The organism is Pseudomonas migulae (assembly GCF_043225285.1).
In the GTDB taxonomy this organism is placed as follows: Bacteria; Pseudomonadota; Gammaproteobacteria; order Pseudomonadales; family Pseudomonadaceae; genus Aquipseudomonas; species Aquipseudomonas migulae_C.
Map to the genome: position 1 here is coordinate 4,814,566 of NZ_CP171224.1, position 21,862 is coordinate 4,836,427.

At 60.7% G+C, this 21,862-nt stretch carries 17 protein-coding genes; 12 read left to right on the forward strand and 5 right to left on the reverse strand.

All coding sequences use genetic code 11. The annotated features are described in order from the left end of the window. Window positions 1-206 precede the first annotated feature (206 nt). The 5 genes from ACF6ZU_RS22020 to ACF6ZU_RS22040 all read left to right on the forward strand — a co-directional run bounded on the left by ACF6ZU_RS22020 (window position 207) and on the right by ACF6ZU_RS22040 (window position 9,244). On the forward strand, window positions 207-1,670 hold the full coding sequence (locus ACF6ZU_RS22020) for a glyceraldehyde-3-phosphate dehydrogenase (protein WP_392886954.1): 1,464 nt from the start codon (window positions 207-209) through the stop codon (window positions 1,668-1,670). 1,526 nt (window positions 1,671-3,196) lie between these two features. Next, entirely contained in the window at window positions 3,197-4,402 is a 1,206-nt protein-coding gene (locus ACF6ZU_RS22025; RefSeq protein ID WP_392886956.1) for an HlyD family secretion protein, read from the forward strand. After that, complete coding sequence (locus ACF6ZU_RS22030) at window positions 4,399-5,643, forward strand: hypothetical protein (protein WP_392886958.1); 1,245 nt, start codon at window positions 4,399-4,401, stop codon at window positions 5,641-5,643. The genes ACF6ZU_RS22025 and ACF6ZU_RS22030 overlap by 4 nt, the downstream gene beginning before the upstream one ends. Window position 5,644: 1 nt before the next feature. Beyond that, complete coding sequence (locus tag ACF6ZU_RS22035; RefSeq protein WP_392886960.1) at window positions 5,645-7,795, forward strand: glycosyltransferase family 2 protein; 2,151 nt, start codon at window positions 5,645-5,647, stop codon at window positions 7,793-7,795. Window positions 7,796-7,804: 9 nt separating this feature from the next. Next, on the forward strand, window positions 7,805-9,244 hold the full coding sequence (locus ACF6ZU_RS22040) for an efflux transporter outer membrane subunit (RefSeq protein ID WP_392886962.1): 1,440 nt from the start codon (window positions 7,805-7,807) through the stop codon (window positions 9,242-9,244). A gap of 104 nt (window positions 9,245-9,348) precedes the next feature. Here ACF6ZU_RS22040 and ACF6ZU_RS22045 read toward each other — a convergent pair whose 3' ends face one another. Continuing rightward, on the reverse strand, window positions 9,349-10,647 hold the full coding sequence (locus tag ACF6ZU_RS22045; RefSeq protein ID WP_392886964.1) for an MFS transporter: 1,299 nt from the start codon (window positions 10,645-10,647) through the stop codon (window positions 9,349-9,351). Window positions 10,648-10,764: 117 nt separating this feature from the next. Between ACF6ZU_RS22045 and ACF6ZU_RS22050 the strand changes: the two genes are divergently transcribed. Together ACF6ZU_RS22050 and sthA are read left to right on the forward strand one after the other, a co-directional pair. Beyond that, window positions 10,765-11,751 carry an FAD:protein FMN transferase gene (locus ACF6ZU_RS22050; RefSeq protein ID WP_392886965.1) on the forward strand — a complete coding sequence of 329 codons (987 nt, stop codon included), beginning with the start codon at window positions 10,765-10,767 and terminating at the stop codon, window positions 11,749-11,751. A gap of 208 nt (window positions 11,752-11,959) precedes the next feature. Then, complete coding sequence (gene sthA / locus ACF6ZU_RS22055; protein WP_007984277.1) at window positions 11,960-13,354, forward strand: Si-specific NAD(P)(+) transhydrogenase; 1,395 nt, start codon at window positions 11,960-11,962, stop codon at window positions 13,352-13,354. Between the two features lie 42 nt (window positions 13,355-13,396). Here sthA and ACF6ZU_RS22060 read toward each other — a convergent pair whose 3' ends face one another. Together ACF6ZU_RS22060 and ACF6ZU_RS22065 are read right to left on the reverse strand one after the other, a co-directional pair. After that, a complete protein-coding gene (locus ACF6ZU_RS22060; RefSeq protein WP_392886967.1) occupies window positions 13,397-14,119 on the reverse strand; it encodes a glycerophosphodiester phosphodiesterase in 723 nt (240 codons plus the stop codon). Between the two features lie 14 nt (window positions 14,120-14,133). Further along, complete coding sequence (locus ACF6ZU_RS22065) at window positions 14,134-14,712, reverse strand: PilZ domain-containing protein (protein ID WP_392886970.1); 579 nt, start codon at window positions 14,710-14,712, stop codon at window positions 14,134-14,136. A gap of 94 nt (window positions 14,713-14,806) precedes the next feature. On the opposite strand from ACF6ZU_RS22065, the gene ACF6ZU_RS22070 reads away from it, so the two are divergent. The 3 genes from ACF6ZU_RS22070 to ACF6ZU_RS22080 all read left to right on the forward strand — a co-directional run bounded on the left by ACF6ZU_RS22070 (window position 14,807) and on the right by ACF6ZU_RS22080 (window position 18,058). Further along, a complete protein-coding gene (locus ACF6ZU_RS22070; protein ID WP_392886972.1) occupies window positions 14,807-16,057 on the forward strand; it encodes a lipoprotein-releasing ABC transporter permease subunit in 1,251 nt (416 codons plus the stop codon). A gap of 7 nt (window positions 16,058-16,064) precedes the next feature. Then, window positions 16,065-16,748 carry a lipoprotein-releasing ABC transporter ATP-binding protein LolD gene (lolD, locus tag ACF6ZU_RS22075; RefSeq protein ID WP_167362922.1) on the forward strand — a complete coding sequence of 228 codons (684 nt, stop codon included), beginning with the start codon at window positions 16,065-16,067 and terminating at the stop codon, window positions 16,746-16,748. Window positions 16,749-16,813: 65 nt separating this feature from the next. Next, entirely contained in the window at window positions 16,814-18,058 is a 1,245-nt protein-coding gene (locus tag ACF6ZU_RS22080) for a lipoprotein-releasing ABC transporter permease subunit (protein ID WP_392886975.1), read from the forward strand. Between the two features lie 106 nt (window positions 18,059-18,164). Here ACF6ZU_RS22080 and ACF6ZU_RS22085 read toward each other — a convergent pair whose 3' ends face one another. Next, window positions 18,165-19,514: a heavy metal sensor histidine kinase gene (locus tag ACF6ZU_RS22085; protein ID WP_392886976.1), complete on the reverse strand. Its 1,350-nt coding sequence runs from the start codon at window positions 19,512-19,514 to the stop codon at window positions 18,165-18,167. Beyond that, window positions 19,514-20,194, reverse strand: coding sequence for a heavy metal response regulator transcription factor (locus tag ACF6ZU_RS22090; protein WP_392886978.1), 681 nt, complete (start codon window positions 20,192-20,194; stop codon window positions 19,514-19,516). Before ACF6ZU_RS22090 ends, ACF6ZU_RS22085 begins: the two co-directional genes overlap by 1 nt. A gap of 175 nt (window positions 20,195-20,369) precedes the next feature. On the opposite strand from ACF6ZU_RS22090, the gene ACF6ZU_RS22095 reads away from it, so the two are divergent. Further along, window positions 20,370-20,873: a plastocyanin/azurin family copper-binding protein gene (locus ACF6ZU_RS22095; protein ID WP_392893871.1), complete on the forward strand. Its 504-nt coding sequence runs from the start codon at window positions 20,370-20,372 to the stop codon at window positions 20,871-20,873. A gap of 61 nt (window positions 20,874-20,934) precedes the next feature. Further along, a complete protein-coding gene (gene queF, locus ACF6ZU_RS22100; protein WP_392886980.1) occupies window positions 20,935-21,765 on the forward strand; it encodes an NADPH-dependent 7-cyano-7-deazaguanine reductase QueF in 831 nt (276 codons plus the stop codon). Window positions 21,766-21,862: the final 97 nt, after the last annotated feature.

Below are 21,862 nucleotides of genomic sequence, written 5' to 3' on the forward strand. Positions count from 1 at the left end.
GTGGCAAAACGACCGAGTGTTACGGAGGGTTACGGACAAGACAGCGGTGTCTCCAAAAAATTGACTGCGCTGAAAGCCGCGGTTTTACTGGGCTCCGCCAGCGCGTCTTTTTTTTGAACGGGAAATTGTTACGGATCGCACGACAGGCGCGCATTGCTACCGGGGTCACTCGGCGGCATAATGTAGCCCCTTTTTTCTGCCCCTACATGTGGAAGGTTCCCGTGACTCAGAAGCCCGACCAGTGTCTTGGTGAATGGATCGACCGTGAAGCACTCGCAGAAGCGATGATTCCGCTTATCGGTCAGCTCTACCGCAATAACAACGTGGTGAGCTCGATCTATGGCCGCAGCCTGATCAACCAGTCTGTCATCGCGATTCTCAAAGCTCACCGCTTTGCTCGCCATCGTTCTTCCGACGATAGCGAACTCTCCGTCCACGAAACATTCCCTCTGCTGAAAGCCATGAGCGAGCTCAAGCTCGGCGCAGCTTCGGTGGACCTGGGCAAGTTGGCGTACAAATTCCGCGTCGAAGGCAATGGCCGCACTGCCGAGCAGTTCGTCCGTGAAGAAATGGCCGACGTGGTTGGCCAGCAAAACGCCTCCGCTCGCAAAGGCACCGACGTTGTGCTGTACGGCTTTGGTCGTATCGGCCGTCTGCTGGCGCGCATCCTGATCGAGAAAACCGGTGGCGGCGACGGCCTGCGACTGCGCGCCATCGTGGTCCGCAAGGGCGCCGAGAACGACCTGACCAAGCGCGCCAGCCTGCTGCGCCGCGATTCGGTACATGGTTCGTTCAACGGCACCATCACCATCGATGAAGAAAACAACACTATCACCGCCAACGGCAACCTGATCCAGGTTATCTACGCGAAGAACCCGACTGAAGTGGATTACACCCAGTACGGCATCAAAGACGCGCTGCTGGTGGACAACACCGGTGTATGGCGTGATGCCGATGGTCTGGGCCAGCACCTGGCCTGCCCGGGTATCGACCGCGTTGTTCTGACCGCGCCTGGCAAAGGCAAGCTGAAGAACATCGTTCACGGTATCAACCACGGTGAAATCACCGCTGACGACAAGATCGTCTCGGCCGCTTCCTGCACCACCAACGCCATCGTGCCGGTGCTGAAAGCCGTCAACGACAAGTTCGGTATCGTCAACGGTCACGTTGAAACGGTTCACTCGTACACCAACGACCAGAACCTGATCGACAACTTCCACAAGGGCGATCGCCGTGGTCGTAGCGCCGCGCTGAACATGGTAATCACCGAGACCGGTGCAGCCACCGCTGCTGCGAAGGCATTGCCTGAGCTGGCTGGCAAGCTGACCGGTAACGCGATCCGTGTTCCGACGCCAAACGTGTCGATGGCCATTCTCAACCTGAACCTTGAGAAAGCCGCCACCCGTGAAGAGATGAACGAGTACCTGCGCTACATGGCGCTGCACTCCGAACTGCACAAGCAGATCGACTACGTCAATTCGCAGGAAGTGGTTTCCACCGACTTCGTTGGCTCGCGTCACGCCGGTGTTGTGGATGCTGAAGCAACCATCACCCAGGATAACCGTGTTGTTCTGTACGTTTGGTACGACAACGAGTTCGGTTACAGCTGCCAGGTGGTTCGCGTGATGGAAGACATGGCCGGTGTAAACCCGCCAGCGTTCCCGCGCTAAGCATTAGCTGCACATGAAAACGCCCCGGCTTTGGTCGGGGCGTTTTTGTTTGTGCTGGTTTTTGGGTGTATATCCGTTTTTTCGGTGATGGCTGATATTGGTTTCGCCCTTACGGCGAGTCACTTTCGAAAAGCGCGAAAGTAACCAAAGCGCTCTTGCCCCTTTCGTTCGGTGCCTCGCTTAGGCTCGGCATGCCCTCGCTCCGGTCCTGCTCCGTGGGCCCGCCGCGATCGGCCATCCATGGCCGTGCGCGGCTAACCCGGCATCCATGCCGGGTTGCCCACTACGCAGAACCTCCACTCGGCCTCTCGAGGGGGCGATCACCGCCACAGCCGCCGAGGCGGCCTGGTAGCCGACCTGGCTCTTTGATGTGCGCGTTCCCTCATTCCGGATATGTACACCGCTCCCTTGTAGGAGCCGGCTTGCTGCGGGCGGCGTTCCGACGATGGCGTTCGTTCAGCCAATAAATATGTTGGATGACCCACCGCTATCGTCGGAACGCCGCCCGCAGCAAGCCGGTTCCTACAGGGAGTTGGGTTCACACGGTCAAAATGATTGGACCCGCCTGGATCTAAATTGTAGGAGCCAGCTTGCTGGCGATGGACGTCAACGATGACGCGGGAGGTCTGGATGAACGCGGTGCCTGGGCGTTTTTCGCCAACAAGCTGGCTCCTACAGGGGATCGCGTACGCTTTTGCTTCTCACCACTCATCAGGCCGAGCGTTAGCTCGCCTTCCGCTTTTGATCTTACGGTGCACGCCCCCTCGTGAGGCCGAGTGGAGGTTCTGCGCAGTGGGCACCGCGGCAAGGATGCCGCGGTAGCCGCCCCCGGCCATGGATGGCCGATGGCGGCGGGCCCACGGAGCAGGACCGGAACGAGGGCATGCCGAGCCTTAGCGAGGCACCGAGCGAAAGGGGCAAGAGCCCTTGGTTACTTAGGGCCGGGCGGCGTTCCGTTTTTCCAAGTGACTCGCCGTAAGGGCGAAACCAATAGCCGCCGTTACCGCAGAAACGGATATGTACTCCAACAAAGCCCACGCTTATTAATCAGTCTACTTATATCGTTTTAATCTGAGCCCTTAAACATTAAGACTTATCTCAAATTCAATACAAAGTTCATTCGTGTATTAAAAATAAAAACCTCCAATAAAAATAAACAGTTGCCTTTCAATCGCCATTAATAATTCGGAGTGGATCCAATACAATAAGCGCTACATATTTGGCGCCATTTAATTGCTCAGCTCAAATACTTGACACTGCCTAACACTGAATCTAGTGTCGCCAATGACAGCGCCCGCTCTGCCTCGGGCTCGCCATGCTGTCGATAACTGCGCTGCACAGCAACTCTCCAAAAAGACAGGAATCCCATTCCTGCTCACATCACAATAAAAACCAGATACAACAGCGTCGGCTTAGTTGCCGTCCATGAAAATCATTGTGTCTCGCTCACCCTGCCAAAAGTGTTTTGCGGTCACGGCCTTCTATTGCCTGGACTTTACGCGGTTGGTTTATCGGGAGAGTCGAATATGGCGGAAGAACGATCAAAACTGTTGTCACTGTTACCCCGGCTGGTGGGGTTGGGTGTTCTTGGATTTATCATCTGGCTGCTGATGTCGACACTGTTGATGCCCTTGGTATCAGCGTCGGCGACCAGGGCGATATTGAATGCGCCGGTGATTTTGCTGACAACACCCATTGACGGCGTCGTCAGCACATTGGAGGTCAAACCCGGTGCGACGTTTGTCCAGGGCCAGAAGATCGCCGTGGTGGAAAACCCGCGCGCTAACCAGGAAACCTTGCTGACCCTGCAAACCCGGCGACTCACGCTGGAGCAGCAATTGTCGTCTTCGGCCAGCCAGGCCGAGCATGACCAGCAGTATTACGAGGCGTTGGAGAAAACCAGTCAGCAATATCAAACCGCGTTTCATACCCGCCAGCTCTTCACCCAGAAAGCCCTGAAAGCCGAAAGCAGCGCCGCCAGTGCGCGGTTGATGGATGCGCAGGAAACCGTCGAGCGCAATCTTGAGTTGTTCGTGCAAGGGGCGGTGAGTGGCGCGGTGGTCGCTTCGTCGAAAGCGCAACTCGCTTCCTTGCAGGGCGCCGCAGAATCGGTGCGTTCGCAATTGCGCATCAACGACGGCGATGTCAGCGCCGCCAACCAGCGGGTCTACCTCGATCCCGATCAGATGCGCATGTTCGACCTCAGTGCGCAGATGACCACTTTGAAACTCAGCCTGGAGAACCAGGCGCGCAATCGCGCGACCTATCAACAGGAGCTCGACAACCTCAATCAGCTGATCGAAACCGAACAGAACCGGGTCAAGCTGATGACCGGTTACGACGTCGTGGCCTATTCGCCCGGCACCGTCCAGGAGTTGCTGGCGCCGCAGGGGACGTTGGTGCAAGCGGGCTCGACCTTGTTGCGCGCCACCGATTGCGGGCAGAGCTACGTGATCGCGGTGTTCCCGGAACGCATGGCCAGCAAGATCGATCGCGACAGTGTGCTCACCGTGAAAATCCGCGGCCTCGATCAGCCGCTCAAAGCCAGCGTGGTGCAGTTGCTGTCCAGCGCCTCGGACATTCGCGCCAATACCTACAGCGTGCCGTTTCCCTATGCCGAGCAGAATTCGGTTTACGTGGTCGGCACGTTTGCCGCTGACCTGACGGAGAGCCAGCGCGCCATGACCTGCAACCCGGGATTGTGGGCCAGCGCCGAGGTGTCGCGACCATGAACGGCTTTTTGCGAGGAGTGGTCGGGGTGATGCTGATCAGCGGCGGGGCATCCGCGTTCGCGGCCCAAGCGCGGCCGCAACTGGCGGCAATGACCTGCGCGGCGCTGGATCGGGCGGTGACGTCGCAGCCCGCGGGGCCGGTGCTGGTGGCCAGTTATCCAGCGCTGAACGGTCAGCCCGCACCGATCCTGGCCCTGCGCGGCGTGGCGTTCACCTACGACAACGCGCTGGCGAGCATCGCCCTGTTTGCCTGCGGCAAGGCCGAGTCGGCGCGGCGTATCGCTGATGCCCTGGTGTTTGCCACACAACACGATCCCGAGTATCAGGACGGTCGCTTGCGCAACGCTTACGCTGCCGGTCCGGTGAGCTCGCCATCGATGAAGTTGCCGGGTTACTGGAGCACTGAGCGCAACGCCTGGAATCAGGACGCTTATCAGGTCAGCAGCGCCACCGGCAATCAGGCGTGGGCCGCACTGGCCTTGCTGGAGGCGTTTCGCCAAAGCGGCGAGGCGTCTTACCTGGACGCAGCGAGAAAAGTCCTGCACTGGTCGCAGGAAAACACCTACGACGCTCAATCACCAGCCGGCTTCAGTGGCGGTTACTACGGATATTTCACCCAACAGGTCCAGCAGAACTGGAAGTCCACCGAGCATAACGTCGACCTCGCGGCGGCGTGGTCAGCACTCGATGCGGTCGCGCCGGATCCCGGCTCGGCGCAACAGGCCCGGATTGCCCGGCAATTCGTCGCAAGCCAGTGGGACGCCGGGGAAGGGCGATTCCTGATCGGCACCGGTGCCGACGGCCAGACGTCCGACCGCGTGCGTTCCGGGCTGGATGCACAGATCTGGCCGCTGATTGCCTTGCAGGACCCGCCCAAGGATTGGCGGCGGGTCTTCGCGTTTATCGATCATGCCCACCGGTCTGGCGACGGCTACGGTTTCAACCGCAACCCCGACGGCTTGTGGACCGAAGGCACCGCCCAGGCGGCAGCCGTGGCGCAATTAAACGGCTTGAGTGACAAGGCGCAACCGCTGTGGAGCGTGTTGCTTGCCCAAGAGGCGGGCGATGGCTGGCTGTTTGCGACACCGGCCCCGCGCATCAGCACCGGGCTGGCCATCGGCCCGGATTCGGTCACCAACGATTTCTTCTATTACCACCTGCCTCACCTGGGCGCCACGGCGTGGGCGGCGATCGCGGCCACCGGCGTCAATCCTTTCACCGGCTCGCCAGAGGCTAACTGACATGCAGGCACTCGACTCGCTGCAACTGCTGCAAATCAACTTCTGGACCCTGGCGGTGGTGATTCTGTTCACCTGTCTGACGCACCGCGACCAATGGTTCGCCCGCGCAGGGTTTGGCGCCGTCACCGCGTTGTTGCTGGTCAACTACGCGGCGTGGCGGATCCGCGACACTTTGCCCGATGGCCACTCGGGGTTTGCCACGGTCTGGGCCTACGCCTTTTTGTTTTTCGAAATGCTGGCGATCGGTTACACGCTGTTTTCCATCGTCGTCATGCTCTGCCGCTCGGATCACAGCAAGGACGCTGACGCCGGCGAGCGACGGTTGCGCGCTCAAGGTACAGATGCGCCGGCGGTGGACATCTTCATCGCCACCTATAACGAAGGCCTGGATATCCTCGAAAAAACCATCATCGCCGCCCAGGCCATTGATTACCCCAATTTCACCATCTGGGTACTCGACGATACGCGCCGCGACTGGTTACGCGATTACTGCGCCGAGGTGGGCGTGCAATACGCGCGGCGCCCGGACAATTCCCACGCCAAGGCCGGCAACCTCAACAACGGTTTGCGCCAATCGGCGGCCGCCAGCAATGCGCCGTACATTCTGGTGCTCGATGCCGACTTTGCCCCGCAGCAGCCGATCCTGCTGCGCACCCTGGGGCTGTTCGACGATCCGAAAGTCGGCCTGGTGCAGACGCCGCAGTTCTATTACAACCCCGATCCGATTCAGCACAACCTCGGCACGTCGGCCTGCTGGGTCGATGAACAGCGGGTGTTCTTCGACGTGTTTCAACCGGCGAAGGATGGCTGGGACGCGGCGTTTTGTGTCGGCACGTCCTTCGTGGTGCGGCGCGATTTGATCAATGAAATCGGCGGTTTTCCTACAGGCTCGGTCTGCGAGGACATCTACACCACGTACCGGCTGCTGCAAAAGGGCTACGTCACGCGCTGGCTCAATGAGCGTCTGTCGATCGGCTTGTCGGCGGAGGGCCTGACCGAGTACATCAACCAGCGCGGGCGCTGGTGCCTCGGCACCATACAAGTGGCCCTGCTCAAGGAGGGCCCGTTACGCGGCGGCGGTTACACCTTCAATGACCGGCTGCATTACATCCACGGGCTGATGCATTGGTTTTCCAAGCCGTTCATTTTGATGATGCTGGTGTCGCCGGTGTTGTACTGGTACTTCGGCATCGCCGGGTTCTACGCCAACCCGGTGGACTTTCTCGCGTTCGGCATGCCGGCGCTGATTGCCTTCTGGGGGTACGGCACGTGGGTCACGGACCGCCGCACCTTGCCGATTTTCACTGAAGTCACGCAGATTGTTGCTTCGCTGGCAGTCACGGCCACCATCGCCAGCGCCATGATCCGGCCGTTCGGGCGACCGTTCAAAGTCACCGCCAAAGGGCTGGACCGGACGAAGACCATGGTCCACTGGAAACTGTTCGGGTTCTTTTTCGCCTTGACCCTGTTGTCTCAACTCGGTGCCTACGTCGCCATCAGCACAGCCGCTGCATTCGACGGCAACATGATGTTCAACCTCTGCTGGACGGTGGTCGCGCTGGTCTACAACCTGGCGACCCTGGTGGCCTGTGTCGATCGCCCGCGCTTGCATGGGGAGGAGCGTTTTCCGTTCGACAAACCCACCGGATTCCGTTTTGGCGGCAAGGTGCTTCCCGGTCGCCTGGTGGATATTTCCCTCAGCGGCGCGTCGCTGACCTGCGCCTTCGCGTCGTCGATCAAACCGGGTTTGTGCGGCGAGATTTGGGTCGACAAGTTGGGATGGTTGAATGTCGAGGTCATGCGCAATCACGGCGAGGACCAGTTGGGCCTGCGTTTTGCCGAGCTCGATGAAGCGCTGCGTCGAAGGCTGATTGCGCGGCTGTTCAGTGACGCATCGATCAATGTGGTCAGCAAGGCCGAGCCGGGGCTGGCATTCGGCACCCTGCTGCGTCGTTCGCTGCTGGGCGAGAAACGTATGGCGCCGCGTTTGCCTGCGCCGATCAAGGCATCATCCTACGTGCCCCAGCGTCGCTGGCGGCCGGTCAGCGTTCGCTCGCGCAAACAGGCGCTGCCGCACATCAGTGCTGGTCGTTCCAGTCTGTGGACAGTGCTTCTTTCTCCCTTGCGAGCTTTGCTCGGCCAACGTTTTTAGGTGCGCGCCATGAACAGTTGCTTACCGACCACGTGTTTCATGTCTTTGCTCCTGCTCGCCGGGTGTTCGCTGGAACCGACCTACGAGAAACCTGATGCGCCCATCGACCAGCAATGGCCGGCCAACGCGAGCGGCGAGTGCTGCGCCGGCAAGCAGGCGTTCGACAAGGATTGGCGCGGCTTTGTGGTGGATGACCGCCTGCGTCAGTTGATCGAGATAGCCTTGGTCAACAACCGCAGCCTGCGCCAGTTCGCCGCCAGCGTCGAAGAGGCGCGGGCCGGGTACGACAGCGCGCGGTCAGGGCTTTTTCCTACGATTGGCATCGATACCTACGCTGGCCGCAGCAAATTACCGCCTTTGGTGCGAACGCCCAATGGTGGCGACAGTTCTGGCAGCATCGCCAACACCTTTCAGGCAACCGGCGGGTTCACGTCCTACGAACTGGATCTGTTCGGTCGCATCCGCAGTCAGCGCAATGCCGCCGGGGCGCGTTTCGAAGCGTCCGAGGCGGACTATCAGACCGCGCGCCTGGCGCTGATCGGCGAAGTGGCCAGCACCTGGCTGAGTCTCAAGGCCAATCAGCATTTGCTTGATCTCGCGCAGAACACCTGGCAAGCCCAGGACCGTTACGGACAGCTGCTGCGCAAGAGTTTCAACCTCGGCTCCAGCGCGCGGATCGACGTTCACCAGGCGGATGCGCAAACCAACACGGCGGCGGTGCAGGTCAACACCTATCGGATGCAAGTGGCGCAGAACAGCAATGCGTTGCGCGTACTGGTCGGGCAGCCGGTGCCGGCGAACCTGCTGCCGACCGGTGCGCTGGGCGAGCAGTTGGCGACGCTCGACGTGCCGGCCGGGTTGCCATCGTCACTGGTCGAGCGCCGTCCCGACATCATGTCGGCGGAAGCTTCGTTGCGTGCGGCGAATGCCGACATTGGCGCCGCGCGGACGGCGTACTTCCCGACGTTCTCCCTGACCGGCGCGCTGGGCAGCCTGACCGGGGATTTTTCCCGCTTGCTCAGTGGCCCGGCCGAGTTCTGGTCGGTGGCGCTGGCAGGGACGTTGCCGCTGATTGACGGTGGTGCGCGGCGGGCGCAGGTGGACGCCAGTCATGCGCGGTTTGACGGTCAGGCCGCGGCGTATGAGGCCACCGTGCAGAACGCGTTTCGCGAAGCGGCGGATGCGCTGAATGCGCGGCAGGAAATGCTCACTCAGGTGGCGTACCAGAAGAAGCTGGTGGGGGATTATCAGGAGGCGTACCGGCAGTCGCGCTTGCGTTTCGAGGCGGGGCTGGACAGTTACTTTTCCACCATGGATGCGCAGAGGTCGTTGTTTGATGCGCAGCAGAAATGGGCACAGCTGGAGTTGGCGCGGGAGATTAATCAGGTGACGTTGTACAAGGCGCTGGGTGGGGGGTGGAGTGGGGCGTTGAAGGTGGCTGAGCGTTAAATGTGTGGCGATTTTGCGGGCCTCTCGCGAGCAGGCTCGCTCCCACAGGTGTCCTGCAGGCACAGGTCCATTGTGGGAGCGAGCCTGCTCGCGATGGCGATCGATCAGGCGCCGCCAACTACCGCTGCCTGCGCCGTGCGCAATTCATGCTTGTTGCCACGGAACAGCACCAGCGTCGCGATCAATCCCAGCACCGCCGCACCACTCAGCCAGATCCCCGGCGCAGCCTTGTTGTCCAGCACATGAATCAGGTACGTACAGGCCGCCGGGGTAAACCCGCCGAAGGTTGCGGTCGCCAGGCTGTAGGCCAGGGAGAAACCGGTCGTACGAACTTCCACCGGCATGATCTCGGTCAGCGCGACCACCATGGCGCCGTTGTACGAGCCATAGAGGAACGACAGCCACAACTCGACGATCAGCAAATGGCTGAAACTCGGGTTGGCCACCAGCCATGACAACGCCGGGTAAGCGGTGAGAATCGCCAGAATGGTCGCCGCCAGCAGCAGGGGTTTACGTCCGATCCTGTCGGACACAGCACCCATCACCGGCAACCAGAAGAAGTTCGACAGGCCGATGCACACCGTGACCAGCAACGCATCCAGGTCCGACAGGTGCAGTTCGGCTTTGCCGAAAGTCGGCGTGTAGGCGGTGATCAGGTAGAACGACACAGTGGTCATCACCACCAGCGCCATGCCGGCGATGACGATGCCAAAGTTCTGACCGATCGAACGGACGATTTCCCGCAGGGTAGGGCGATGTTTTCGTGCCTGGAACTCCGGGGTTTCTTCCAGCGAGCGGCGAATCACGAAGATCACCGGCACGATCATGCAGCCGATCAGGAACGGCACGCGCCAGCCCCACTCACCCATTTGCTCCGGGCTGAGCCAGTGGTTCAAGCCGACGCCGAGCAAACCGGCAAACACCACCGCCGCTTGCTGGCTGGCGGACTGCCAACTGACGAAAAAGCCTTTGCGACCGGGTGTGGAAATCTCCGCGAGATACACCGACACACCGCCCAATTCCACGCCGGCGGAGAAGCCTTGCAGCAGGCGACCGAACAGCACGATCAGCGGCGCCGCGACACCCAGCGTCGCGTAACCCGGCACGCAGGCAATCAGCACGGTACCGGCGGCCATCATGGCGAGGGTGATGATCAGGCCTTTGCGACGGCCGTGGCGGTCAATGTAGGCACCGAGGAAAATCGCCCCCAGCGGACGCATCAGGAAGCCGGCACCAAAGGTGGCCAGCGACAACATCAGGGAGGCGAAGGCGCTGTCGGCGGGGAAGAAGGTTTTGGCGATGGCCGTGGCGTAAAAGCCGTAGACCATGAAGTCGAACATCTCGAGAAAGTTGCCGCTGACAACGCGAAAAATCGCCTTGCCTTTGCCGGTCGTGGAGGACATGTCTGGATACTCACTTTTAAATCTTGTAAGAAAGCGTTTCGCGTGTCTCCCATAATGGCTGGCGTGCTTTTGCCGGGAGATGAAGATTTGTTAACTGGACGTTGGAAGGTGGTTGTGATGCTGGCTGGTGTTTTGGCTGGCTGCGGCAATGGCGGTTCCATGGAGAGCTTCGGCGGCCGGACCATGGGCAGCACTTATTCAATCAAATACGTGCGCCACGCCAATCTGCCCGCGCCCGAACAGGTGCGCAGCGAGGTGGAGAAGATCCTCGCCGAGGTCGACAAGCAAATGTCGACCTATCGCAGCGATTCGGACATCGAACGCTTCAACGATCTGCCCGCCAATCGCTGTCAGAAAATGCCCGCATCCATCCTCAAATTGATCCGCGTTGGCGAACAACTGTCAGAGCAAAGCGAAGGCTCCTACGACCTGACTGTGGAGCCACTGCTCAATCTCTGGGGATTCGGTCCGCAGGCCCGCGAAGAAAAAGTCCCAAACGCCGAAGCCTTGGCCGAGGTGCAAAAGCGAGTCGGTTATCAACATCTGCGCATCGAAGGCAATCAACTGTGCAAGGACGCCGCCGTTGAAGTCGACTTCAACAGCATCGCTGCCGGCTACGCGGTCGATACCATTGCGGCAAGACTCGACGCCATGGGTATTCACAACTACCTCGCTGAGGCCACCGGTGAACTCAAGGCGGCTGGCCGCAAACTGGACGGCTCGCCCTGGAAGATTGCGCTGGAAGAACCCCGCGACGATCAGCAGGTGGCTCAGCGCATCATTCCGGTGGATGGCTATGGCGTGTCCACGTCCGGCGACTACCGCAACTATTTCGAGCAGGGCGGCCGGCGTTATTCCCACACCTTCGATGCCCGCACCGGTGCGCCGGTCTTACACACCCTGGCGTCCGTCACGGTGATTCATCCTTCAGCGTTGATGGCCGATGGCTTATCGACCCTGTTGCTGATTCTCGGCCCTGAACGGGGTTGGGACTATGCCGAAACTCACAATATCGGTGCATTCTTTGTGATTCGTGCCGATACAGGTTTCGTCACACGAACCAATCAGGCTTTTGAGCGCCTCAGTGGCGGCAAAACCGAATGATTGCGGCGAATTGCGCATTGAAGACTGGCGTTGTAGTGCAGGCAAAAGTAGCCTACGACGCGACCAAGGGTTAATGTGCGCGGCGTTGACGCTTCTATAGACTGTGTCCGGGTTCTGCACTGGCCCCAAATTGTTCCTTCACGCCGCAGATTCGGCGTGATTTAGCCGCAGGTGCCGAGGGCGCCGCGGCCTGTTCTGAGGAGTACGCATGGCTGTCTACAACTACGACGTGGTGGTGCTGGGTTCCGGCCCGGCGGGAGAAGGCGCGGCAATGAACGCCGCCAAAGCAGGGCGCAAGGTGGCGATGGTCGACAGCCGTCGCCAGGTCGGCGGCAACTGCACCCACCTGGGCACCATCCCGTCCAAGGCACTGCGTCACTCGGTCCGGCAGATCATGCAGTTCAACACCAACCCGATGTTCCGGGCGATTGGTGAACCGCGCTGGTTCTCGTTCCCGGACGTGCTGAAAAGCGCCGAGAAAGTCATTTCCAAACAAGTCGCTTCGCGTACCGGCTACTACGCCCGTAACCGCGTCGACGTGTTCTTCGGCACCGGCAGCTTCGCCGACGAGCAAACCATCGAAGTGGTCTGCGCCAACGGTGTGGTCGAAAAACTGGTGGCCAAGCACATCATCATTGCTACCGGCTCGCGTCCTTATCGCCCGGCGGACATCGATTTCCACCACCCGCGTATCTACGATAGCGACACCATCCTCAGCCTCGGCCACACCCCGCGCAAACTCATCGTTTACGGCGCAGGCGTGATCGGCTGCGAATACGCCTCGATCTTCAGCGGTCTGGGTGTACTGGTCGAACTGGTGGACAACCGCGGCCAGTTGCTGAGCTTCCTCGACTCGGAAATTTCCCAGGCGTTGAGCTACCACTTCAGCAACAACAACATCACCGTTCGCCACAACGAAGACTACGACCGCGTCGAAGGCGTGGACAACGGCGTGATCCTGCACCTCAAGTCGGGCAAGAAGATCAAGGCCGACGCCTTGCTCTGGTGCAACGGCCGTACCGGTAACACCGACCAGCTCGGCCTGGAAAACATCGGCGTCAAGGTCAACAGCCGTGGCCAGATCGAAGTCGACGAGGCTTACCGCACCTGCGTGCCGAACATCTACGGTGCCGGTGACGTGATCGGCTGGCCAAGCCTGGCCAGTGCGGCCCACGACCAGGGCCGTTCGGCTGCCGGCAGCATCGTTGATAACGGTAGCTGGCGCTTCGTGAACGACGTGCCGACCGGGATCTACACCATTCCGGAGATCAGCTCGATCGGCAAGAACGAGCAGGAGCTGACCCAAGCCAAGGTGCCGTACGAAGTCGGCAAGGCGTTCTTCAAGAGCATGGCGCGTGCGCAGATCGCCGGCGAGCCGCAAGGCATGCTGAAGATCCTGTTCCACCGCGAGACCCTGGAAGTGCTGGGCGTTCACTGCTTCGGTTATCAGGCGTCGGAGATCGTGCACATCGGTCAGGCGATCATGAACCAGCCGGGCGAACTGAACACGCTGAAGTACTTCGTCAACACGACGTTCAACTACCCGACCATGGCCGAAGCCTATCGGGTAGCGGCGTACGACGGCCTCAATCGGCTTTTTTGAGCGGCTCCGGCCGGTGGCCTGAGCCGGCCGGGGAGACCGATTTCAGCAATTCTCGAGCGTGGCAGTGGCCAAACCGGGAAAGTCTGTAATCAGGCTGTCAACGCCGAAGTCGGCGAGTCTGCGCATCAGCGCGGGCTCGTTGACTGTCCACACCGACACATGCAGCCCTTGACGCTGCGCCTTCTCCAGGCGTTCCGGCGTACACAGGGTCCAATTCAGCGCCAGAATCTCGCAGCCATAGCTTTGCGCGACCTTCAACGGGTCGAGCCAGGCGTATTCGGCCACCAGTCCGCGGGACACGTCCGGTACCAGGTCCAAAGCCGCTTTCAATACTTCCCGCGAACTCGAGGTGATCGTGACCTTGTCGAGCAGGCCAAAACGCTGGGCCATTTCACGAATCGCCAGCACCGTGCTGGCGGCGCGGGTGCGTGAAGCGCTTTTGACTTCCAGCTGCCAGTGCTCGAAATCGCATTTCTCGAACAGTTCTTCCAGCGTCGGAATCGGGCACGGCTTGATCCAGCCCGGGCCGCCCTTGCGCGCGTCGTAGGTCACCAGCTCGGCGGCGGTGTGCTCGACCACCTTGCCGCGCCGGTCGGTGGTGCGCTTGAGCGTCGGGTCGTGGATGACCATCAACTCGTTGTCCATCGACAGGTGCAGGTCCAGTTCGCATCGGCGCACGCCGTGCTTGAGGCATTCCTGAAAGCTGTTCAGGGTGTTTTCCGGTGCTTCGCCCTTGGCGCCGCGATGGCCGTAGATGAGGGTCACGGGTCTTCCTTAATTTAAATGCCAGATTCGTTTTCGCGGGCCAGACGTCGTTCCTGGGCCTGCTTTTGCAAAATGTAGCGCGCCAGCAGTTGGCGCTGGGCATCGGTCGGGCGTTCGAACTCGGTGCCGACGTCGTAGCCACCACCTTTGCGATCGCAATGGGTGACCCGCGCCCGCAGCAACAGGCCCAGGGCTTGCGGCATCAACACCAGTTTCACCGACAGGTGCGCGCCGACGGCGATCGGGGTCGGGTGCTGGAAGTCGACGCCCCCCTCGGAAATGATGACGGGCTGTGGCTCGCCGATCTGGCCGAGCACGGTAATGGCGATGACCTGGCTGAGCAGGTCGATGCGTTTGTTCTGGGATTTCAGGAACGCCGCGATGTTGCGATCGCGCTCGCTGATCTGGCGCAGCAAGTGTTGCGACTCGAATTCGCTCAGGTGCAATTCGCTGAGCAGGTTGAAGAGTGGGGAAGCATCCTGCAACACTTCCTGGCCTGCGGCTTCGGGAGCGGACAGGGGCCGAATTTCCAGTGCGATCGTGTCCTCGATACGGTAGTATTCGCGGCGATCTTCTTCATCTAATGTCGACATGGCGAACCCATGGTAGCGGCGGTGGTCTGAGTGTAAAGCTGGTTATCGACCCCCGCCACAAGGACGTTCCTTTTCCCTCCGAACAAGCCCCGACATGTTCAGACCTCTCTTCGTATTTATTGGCACGCGTTACACCCGTGCAAAGCGTCGCAATCATTTTGTGTCGTTCATTTCCCTGACTTCGATGATCGGTCTCGCCCTCGGCGTGATCGTGATGATCGTCGTGCTGTCGGTCATGAACGGCTTCGATCATGAAATGCGCACCCGCGTGCTGGGCATGGTGCCCCACGCGACCATCGAGTCCGGCGAGCCGATCAGCAACTGGCAAAGCCTTGCCGACAAGGTCAAGCAGAACCCGCAGGTGACGGCCGTGGCGCCATTCACCCAGATGCAGGGGTTGCTGACCAACAACGGCAAGGTTTCCAAAGTATTGCTCAATGCCATCGACCCGGCGCTGGAACGGCAGGTGTCGATCATCGACAAGTTCATGCTGCAGGGGAAACTCGACGACCTTGAGCCCGGCAGTTTCGGCATCGTCATCGGCGACAAGGCGGCGGCCAAGCTCGGCGCGGCCATCGGCGACAAGCTGACCTTCGTCGCGCCGGAAGTCACCGTGACCCCGGCCGGCATGTTCCCGCGCATGAAGCGCTTCACCGTGGTCGGCATCTTCCACGTCGGCGCCGGCGAGATTGACGGTTACCTGGGCGTCACCAACTTGCAGGACCTGGCCCGGCTGCACCGCTGGAAACCGGATCAGGTCCAGGGCATCCGCCTGAAATTCGACGATCTGTTCCAGGCACCGCGCACCGCGTGGAACATCGCCCAGCAGCTGGGGGAAGACCATTTCTACGCCCGTGACTGGACCCGCACCCACGGCAATCTGTATCAGGCGATCCGCATGGAAAAAGCCATGATCGGCCTGCTGTTGCTGCTGATCGTCGCCGTCGCTGCGTTCAACATCATTTCCACGCTGGTGATGGTGGTGAACGACAAGAAGGGCGACATCGCGATTTTGCGTACCCTCGGCGCCACGCCGGGTTCGATCATGGCGATCTTCATGGTCCAGGGCACCGTCATCGGGGTGGTGGGTACACTGATCGGCGCCGTGGTCGGGATCTTCGCCGCGTTGAACGTCAGTGCAGCCATCTCGGCCCTCGAAGGCCTGATCGGCCACAAATTCCTCAACGCCGACGTGTATTTCATCGATTACCTGCCGTCGCAAGTGCAGAGCCAGGATGTGTTGATGGTCTGCGCCGCCGCGTTGGTCCTGAGTTTCCTCGCCACCCTGTATCCCGCCTGGCGTGCCGCGCGCACCCAGCCGGCGGAGGCGCTACGTTATGAGTGAGTCGGGCATGAGTGATAAAGCAATCTTGAGCTGCCGCAACCTGGGCAAATCCTACGAGGAAGGTCCGGAGTCGGTAGAAGTGTTGGCCGGCCTGCAACTGGAGCTGCATCCGGGTGAGCGCGTGGCGATCGTCGGCACCTCGGGTTCGGGCAAAAGTACCTTGCTCAACCTGCTGGGCGGCCTCGATACACCGACCAAGGGCAGCGTCTGGCTCGATGGCGAAGAGTTGTCGGCCCTGAGCGAGAAGAATCGCGGTCTGTTGCGCAATCGGTCGCTGGGTTTCGTTTACCAGTTCCACCACTTGCTGCCGGAATTCACCGCGCTGGAAAACGTCTGCATGCCGCTGCTGATCGGCAAGACCGCGATCCCGGAAGCGCGTCAGCGGGCGACGGCATTGCTGGAGCGGGTAGGGCTGGGTCATCGCCTGGAACACAAACCGGCCGAACTGTCCGGTGGCGAACGTCAGCGCGTGGCCATCGCCCGCGCCCTGGTGAACAAGCCGGGCCTGGTGATGCTCGACGAGCCGACCGGCAACCTCGACTCCCACACCGCCCAAGGCATTCAGGATTTGATGCTGGAACTCAGCACCTCGATGCGCACGGCGTTCCTGGTGGTGACTCACGACATGAACCTGGCTCGCCAGATGGATCGCGTCCTGCACTTGCAGGAAGGTTGCCTGACGCCCATCTGATTGGCCGAAACCCGGCGCACTGAACGGTGCGTCGGGTCTTTTATTTTTATACGGTGCCCCAGCGAATGTTCAGACCGTTATCGATCTTTATCGGCACGCGCTATACCCGCGCCAAGCGCCGCAATCGCTTTGTTTCCTTCATCTCGATGACCTCGATGATCGGCCTCGCCCTCGGCGTGCTGGCGATGATCGTGGTGTTGTCGGTGATGAACGGCTTCCAGCGCGAAATGAGCTCGCGCATCCTCGGCATGGTGCCCCACGCGACCATCGTCGGCGTCAACCCGATCGATGATTGGCAGCCGGTGGCCGCCGCGGCGTTGAAGAACCCGGAAGTGACCGCCGCCGTACCGTTTACCGAAATGGAAGGCATGCTGTCCTATAAAGGCACGATGCAGCCGATCCAGGTCAGCGGCGTCGATCCGGCACTGGAAGGCAAGGTGTCGATCGTTGCCCAGCACATCGTTCAGGGCCGTCTCGATGCCTTGAAGCCGGGTGAGTTTGGCGTGGTGATCGGCGAGATCACGGCGCGGCGTTTCCGCTTGAATGTCGGCGACAAGATCACCCTGATCGTTCCGGAAGTCAGCAATGCGCCGGGCGGGATTACCCCGCGCATGCAGCGCTTGAACGTGGTCGGCGTGTTCAAGGTCGGCGCCGAGCTGGATGGCTCCATGGCGCTGATTCACGTCGCCGATGCCGCGCAGATGCAGCATTGGGAACCGAACCAGGTGCAGAGCGTGCGCCTGGCGGTGAAGGATCTGTACGCGGCGCCGCAGGTGTCCAGCGACATCGCGGGCGGCTTGGGTACGGCCTACAAGGCTGACGACTGGACCCACACCCAGGGCAGCCTGTTCAGTGCGATGAAGATGGAAAAAACCATGATCGGCCTGCTGTTGCTGATGATCGTCGCGGTGGCGGCGTTCAACATCATCGCCACGCTGATCATGGTGGTGAACGACAAGGGCGCGGACATCGCGATCCTGCGCACCATCGGCGCGACGCCACGGCAGATCATGGCGATCTTCATGGTCCAGGGCACGGTGATCGGGGTGGTCGGCACCTTGATCGGTGGCGTGCTCGGCGTGATTGCCGCGCTGAACGTCAGTGAGCTGGTGGGCTGGATGGAGCGGGTCAGCGGCCAGCACATCTTCAGTTCCGATGTGTATTTCGTCAGCAACCTGCCTTCGGAATTGCAGGGCGGGGATGTGCTGTTGATTTGCTCGGCGGGGTTCGTGTTGAGCTTCCTGGCGACGGTTTACCCGGCGTGGCGTGCGGCGAAGATCGAGCCGGCTCACGCGTTGCGGTATTCGTAAGCCCTGACACCGCTATCGCGAGCAGGCTCGCTCCCACAATTGACCGAGGCGACTCAGGGCTAATGTGGGAGCTGGCTTGCCAGCGATGAGGCTGGACCTGCCGGCCTCAATCGCCCTTAGGCATTTCAATCACAAACCGCGTCCAGCCAATCTCCGATTCGCAACGAATCTGCCCGCCATGGGCCCGAATAATCGACTGGGTAATCGCCAACCCCAGCCCCGCATGTTCACTGCTGCCTTCCTGTCGCGCCGGGTCCGCTCGATAAAACCGGTCGAACAAACGCGGCAGCATCGCCCCGTCAATCCCGTCGCCGCTGTTCTCGACCGTCAGACTCAAGCCTTTTGCCAGATCGGCAATCCGCACCCGAACCTCACCCCCGGCCGGGGTAAACCGCAGCGCGTTATCCAGTAGGTTCGAAAGCGCCCGGCGCAGCATGCTCCGGTCACCGTCCATGTGCGCCGAACCCTCACGGCTCAACGTCACCCGGGCGTCTTCGGCCAGGGGCGCAAAAAACTCCAGCAACACATCCGCTTCTTCCGCCAGTTCCAGCGGCTCACGTTTGGGCATCAGCAACCCGTGATCGGCCTTGGCCAGGTACAACATGTCGTTGACCAGTTGCGCCATCCATTGCAGTTCTTCGAGGTTGCTGTGCAACGCTTCGCGGTAGTCCTCGAGGGGGCGCGGGCGGGTGAGGGTGACCTGGGTGTGGGTCAGCAGGTTCGACAGTGGCGTGCGCAGTTCATGGGCGATGTCGGCCGAGAACGCCGAGAGCCGCTGAAAAGAGTCGTCGAGACGTCCGAGCATGGCGTTGAAGTGGTGGGCCATTTCCGCGAGTTCAGGCGGCATGTTCTCTTCGGGCAGGCGAGCGTCGAGCGATTGCGCCGATACACCGCGAGCCACCGCACTCATGCGTCGCAACGGCCGCAGCCCGCTGCGCGCGGCCCAGGCACCGAGCAGCGCCGTGGCCAGGGCGGACAAACCGACGGTGAGCCAGATCAAATGCTGCATGCGTTGCAGAAAGTGCTGGTGATGGGTGATGTCCAGCAGCAAGGTCAATTGCGGTGAGTCTGGCTTGTCGACAAATAGCGGAGCATTGAGGACGCGGTAGTCGGTGCCGTTGTCGTTGAGGGTCGACAAGCCCGGTTGTTGTGGCAGCTTGTCGGGCAGGTGCGCCGAGCTGTCGTACCAACGCTGGCCGTCACCGCCGGTGATCCGCAGGGAAAGATCCGCCTGGCGACTCAATTCTTCCGCCAGTTTGACCTCGCTGTCACTCGACTGGAGGTCGTGAAGCGCCCGGCGCAAACCAATCAATTTGCCGTCCAGCAGTTGCTGATCCAGTTCAACAAAATGCGCTTCACTGGCGCGACTGAACAACACCCCGGCAAACAACGAAACCACGGCGGTGCAGGCGGCAAACAGCAGCGCCAGGCGGCTGCTCAGGGACAAACGACGCATCAGGCAGAACGCTCTTCGAGGACATAACCCATGCCGCGCACGGTGTGGATCAACTTGTTCGGAAACTCGTCGTCGATTTTCAGGCGCAAACGACGGATCGCCACTTCGATGACATTGGTGTCGCTGTCGAAATTCATGTCCCAGACCTGGGAGGCGATCAGCGACTTGGGCAACACTTCGCCCTGGCGGCGCAGGAGCATTTCCAGCAGGGCGAATTCCTTGGCGGTCAGGTCGATGCGTTGACCGCTGCGTTCGACGCGGCGGCGGATCAAGTCCAGGCGCAGATCCGCCAGTTGCAGGCTGGTTTCCTGCGACGCGCTGCTGCCGCGACGCAGCAGGCTACGGACCCGCGCCAGTAATTCGGAAAAGGCGAAGGGCTTGACCAGGTAATCGTCGGCGCCGAGTTCGAGCCCGTGGACCCTGTCCTCCACCGCATCCCGTGCTGTCAGAAAAAGTACCGGCGTATCGAGACCGGCGCTGCGCACGGCTTGCAGGATTTGCCAGCCATCGCGACCGGGCAGCATCACGTCGAGGATCAATAACGCGTAGTCACCGCTCAATGCCAATTGCTGGCCGGTGCTGCCGTCGGCCACCAGTTCGGTGTTGAACCCGGCCTCGGCCAGGCCTTGGCGCAGATAGTGGCCGGTTTTTGCTTGGTCTTCGACGATCAGCAGTTTCATGGTCAACTCGGGTCAAATGGAACGAACGCTTTATACCGTGGGACGTCCCGGTACAGGCCAACCTGACAAAGTTGTAATCTGGCTGTCAGGTTGCGGGCAGTGGCTGCAGTTTAAAGTTTTCCACAGCTGAACCTTATCTTGTTGGAGCATGACTATGTTTTTGCGCAAACCTTTGATGCTGGCCGCGTGTTTGCTGGCGCTGAGTTCGCCGGTATGGGCCGCGCCGGCGCACACCTTCGACTTCGGGCAACCGGCCCCGGCCGCCAAGGCCACCCGCAGCGTCGAGGTGGTGATGGGCGACATGTCGTTCACCCCGAAGGCCATCGATATCAAGGCCGGTGAGACGGTTCGCTTTGTGCTGGTGAATAAAGGCCAGTTGCTGCACGAATTCAACCTTGGCGACGCGGCGATGCATGCCAGGCATCAGCAGGAAATGCTGAAGATGCAGCAGAGCGGCATGCTCACGCCTACAGGCATGAAGGAAATGGACCACGGTTCGATGGCCGGCTTGGATCACGGAATGATGAAACATGACGACCCCAATAGCGTCCTCGTCGAACCGGGCAAAACCGCCGAGCTGACCTGGACCTTCACCAAGGCCACCAGCCTGGAATTTGCCTGCAATATCCCCGGCCATTACCAGGCGGGCATGGTCGGCAAGTTGACTGTCAGTCAGTAAGCACTCAAAGGCGGGAGCAAAGGCTGGTAGAATCCGCTGATTCTTCAGTCAGGTTTCCGCCATGCATCCCGCAGCCGAACACTCGCCGCTGGGCAAATCCAGCGAATACATCGCCACGTACACGCCGTCCTTGCTGTTCCCGATCCCGCGCACCGCCAAGTGGGCCGAATTGGGCCTGACGGCCGAAACCCTGCCGTACAAAGGCGTGGATTTCTGGAACTGCTTCGAACTGTCGTGGTTGCTGCCGTCCGGCAAGCCTGTGGTGGCGATCGGTGAATTCAGAATTCCGGCGGACTCGCCGAACATCATCGAATCCAAGTCGTTCAAGCTGTACCTGAACTCGCTGAACCAGACGCCGTTTGCCGACACCGCGAGCCTTGAAGCGACGCTGGTGAAAGACTTGTCCGCCGCTGCAGGCAAACCGGTTGGCGTGCGGATTCGCAGCCTGAAAGATGTCGAAGCCGAAGGCGTCGTGGCGCTGCCGGGCGTGTGCATCGATGATCTGGACATCAGCGTCAGCAACTACGAGCATCCGCGTCCGGAGCTGCTGCGTTGCGATGATTCGCGGATCGTCGAGGAGAGCGTGCACAGCCATCTGCTCAAATCCAACTGCCCGGTGACCAGCCAGCCGGACTGGGGCAGCGTGGCGGTGGAATACCGTGGCGCGGCGCTGGATCACGCGAGTCTGCTGGAATACATCGTGAGCTTCCGTCAGCACTCGGACTTCCATGAGCAGTGCGTGGAGCGGATCTTCCTCGACCTGCAACGGTTGCTGAAACCGGAAAAACTGACGGTGTACGCGCGGTATGTGCGTCGGGGCGGGTTGGACATCAATCCGTATCGCAGCACTGAAACCGTTCAACTGCCGAACCATCGCCTGGTCCGCCAGTAACAACTACCTGTAGGAGCGAGCCTGCTCGCGATGGTGTGTCAGTCGACATCGACTTATCTGACACTCCATCGCGAGCAGGCTCGCTCCTACAAGGGGT